This is a genomic window from Pseudomonas agronomica (assembly GCF_025917275.1).
Taxonomy (GTDB): domain Bacteria; phylum Pseudomonadota; class Gammaproteobacteria; order Pseudomonadales; family Pseudomonadaceae; genus Aquipseudomonas; species Aquipseudomonas agronomica.
In genome coordinates, this window is the sequence record NZ_JAOSHO010000581.1 from 1 (window position 1) to 2,855 (window position 2,855).

Here is a 2,855-nt window from a genome sequence, read left to right on the forward strand (position 1 = left end):
TCGCGAGCAGGCTCGCTCCCACAGGGGGCTGTGTGTCGAGCCGATAATTTGAGTAAACGCATGACCTCGCTAACCCTCTCCCATCTCGCCTGGACACCCCTGGGCCATGGCCACTGCCATCACCAGTTCCAGCTGCGTGACGCCACGCTGCAGGTGGCGGCCGGGGAGTTCGTCGGGTTGATCGGGCCCAACGGCAGCGGCAAGACCAGCCTGCTGCGCTGCGCCTATCGATTCAGTCGACCGGAACATGGCGAGGTCAGACTCGAACATCACAACCTCTGGAAACAGTCCGCGCGTTGGTGCGCCCAGCGCATCGCGGTGGTGCTGCAAGAATTTCCCGACGCCTTCGGCCTGACCGTTGAAGAAGTCGTCGCCATGGGCCGCATGCCTCACAAGGGTTTGCTCGACAGCGACAACCATGAAGACCGCCGGCTGGTACACCAGGCATTGGCATCGGCAGGGCTCGAAGGCTTTGGCGGCCATGCCTTCGCCACGCTCTCGGGCGGTGAAAAGCAACGGGTAATCCTCGCCCGCGCCCTCACCCAGCAGCCGCAATTGCTGATCCTCGACGAACCGACCAACCACCTCGACCCGCGCTATCAATTGCAACTGCTGCAACTGATCAAGAGCCTGGGCATCGGCACCCTCGCCAGCCTCCACGACCTGAACCTGGCCGCCGCCTTCTGCGATCGCCTGTACGTGATCGAACACGGGCGCATCGTCGCCAGCGGCACGCCCAAGGATGTCCTCACCGCCGAACTGTTGCGCGAGGTGTTCGGCGTCGAAGCCCTGGTGGACGCGCATCCGCTGTCCGGCTACCCACGAATCACCTGGATAACCCAACCATGATTTTGCGTCTCCTATTGTTGCTGCCTCTGCTGCTGGGCAGTGCCCACGCCCTGGCCGAAGCCACCCGCTACCCGTTGACGATCCAGAGCTGCAACCGCCAGGTCGTGTTCAACGAGGCCCCTCGCCATGCCGTCAGCCATGACATCAACATGACCCAGATGATGCTTGCCCTGGGCCTCAAGCCGCGCATGGTCGGCTACAGCGGCATCAGCGGCTGGAAATCGGTGACGCCCGAGATGGCGAAGATCCTCGATGGCCTGCCGGAACTGGCCGCCAAATACCCCTCGGTGGAAACCTTGCTCGATGCCAACGTCGATTTCTTCTTCGCCGGCTGGGACTACGGCATGCGCGTTGGCGGCGATCTGACCCCCCAGGCCCTGCAACCGCTGGGCATCAATGTCTACGAGTTGACCGAATCCTGTGCATTCGTGATGAAACGCCCCGCGGCCTCCCTGGAGGACACCTACAACGACTTGCGCAACCTTGGGAAAATCTTCGACGTGCAGGATCGCGCCAACGCGGTGGTCGCCACGATGCAGGCGCAGGTGGCCGAGTTGCGCAAGCATCTGCCCACCGATCGACCACGTGTGTTCCTTTACGACAGCGGCGAAGACCGCGCCATGACCTCCGGCCGCCTGGGCATGCCCCAGGCCCTGATCGACGCCGCCGGCGGACGCAATATCCTCGATGACGTGGAAACCAGTTGGACCCGGGTGAACTGGGAGAACGTGGTCGAGCGCAACCCCCAGGTCATCGTCATCGTCGATTACGGCGAAGTCAGCGCCGAGCAGAAACAGCAATTCCTGCTGGACAACCCGGCCCTGCAATCGGTGGATGCCATCAAGCACCGGCGCTTCATCGTGATCCCCTACGTGCAGGCCACGCCAGGTATCGACAACGTGCTGGCGGTGCAAACCCTGGCGCGGGGTTTCCACGAACAATGATCAACCGTCGCTACGCCGCCCTGCTCATCGTCCTCGGCGCGCTGCTGCTGGTGTCGTGCGTGGTGTCCCTCGGCTTCGGGCCGGCGCGGGTGCCGGTGGCCGTGGTCTGGGACATCCTGCTGAACAAGGCCTTGGGTGTGGGCGAGGTGCATTGGACGCCGGGCCAGGAACAGATCGTCTGGCTGATCCGCGTCCCGCGCTTGTTACTCGGTGCCTTGGTGGGTGCCGGGCTGGCGTTGATCGGCGCGGTGCTGCAAGCGGTCACGCGCAATCCGCTGGCCGATCCGCACCTGTTGGGCGTCACCTCCGGCGCGACCCTGGGGGCGGTCATCGTGGTGTTGCATGTCGGTGAGGTCATCGGCCTGCTGACCCTGCCCCTCGCCGCGTTCATCGGCGCACTGCTGAGCATGTTGCTGGTGCTGGCCATCGCCGCCCGGCAGGGTCGTTTGGAGAGTGATCGGCTCTTGCTGTGCGGCGTGGCGGTGTCCTTCGTGATGATGGCGGCGGCCAACCTGCTGTTATTCCTCGGTGACCATCGTGCCAGTTCGGCGGTGATGTTCTGGATGCTTGGCGGCCTGGGCCTGGCCCGCTGGGAACTGTTGGCCGTACCAGCCGCCAGCGTGCTGCTGGGGCTGGTGTTGTTGCTGGGCATGGCCCGGCCGCTTAACGCGCTGATGGCGGGCGAGCAGACCGCCGTGACCCTGGGCCTGAACGCGGCGAAGGTGCGGTTGTGGATTTTTTTGATCGCGTCGCTGATGACCGGCGTGCTGGTGTCCATCAGCGGCTCGATTGGTTTTGTCGGGTTGATGGTGCCGCACATTGCCCGGCGCCTGGTGGGCGCCGAGCATCGCCGGCTGCTGCCGGCCTGCGTGCTGCTCGGCAGCCTGTTCCTGGTGTGGGTGGACGTGGCGGCCCGCACGCTGATTGCGCCGGAGGACCTGCCGATTGGGGTTGCTACCGCGGCCATCGGCGGGCTTTTCTTCATTGGCCTGATGCGCCGTCGTTGAACCGCCCTCTTTTCCTGAATCACAACGACCTCCTGTGGGAGCGAGCTTGCTCGCG

At 64.5% G+C, this 2,855-nt stretch carries 3 protein-coding genes; all 3 read left to right on the forward strand.

The genetic code is table 11. The annotated features are described in order from the left end of the window. Positions 1 to 60: 60 nt before the first annotated feature. From OC610_RS24770 to OC610_RS24780, 3 genes are read left to right on the forward strand one after another with little or no spacing between them, the layout of a single operon-like run. Positions 61 to 849 (forward strand): ABC transporter ATP-binding protein, encoded by a 789-nt coding sequence (locus tag OC610_RS24770; protein WP_264431630.1) that lies wholly within the window; start codon positions 61 to 63, stop codon positions 847 to 849. Then, on the forward strand, positions 846 to 1,793 hold the full coding sequence (locus tag OC610_RS24775) for an ABC transporter substrate-binding protein (protein WP_264431633.1): 948 nt from the start codon (positions 846 to 848) through the stop codon (positions 1,791 to 1,793). The genes OC610_RS24770 and OC610_RS24775 overlap by 4 nt, the downstream gene beginning before the upstream one ends. Further along, a complete protein-coding gene (locus OC610_RS24780; RefSeq protein WP_264431636.1) occupies positions 1,790 to 2,800 on the forward strand; it encodes a FecCD family ABC transporter permease in 1,011 nt (336 codons plus the stop codon). The genes OC610_RS24775 and OC610_RS24780 overlap by 4 nt, the downstream gene beginning before the upstream one ends. The last annotated feature ends 55 nt before the right edge of the window (positions 2,801 to 2,855 follow it).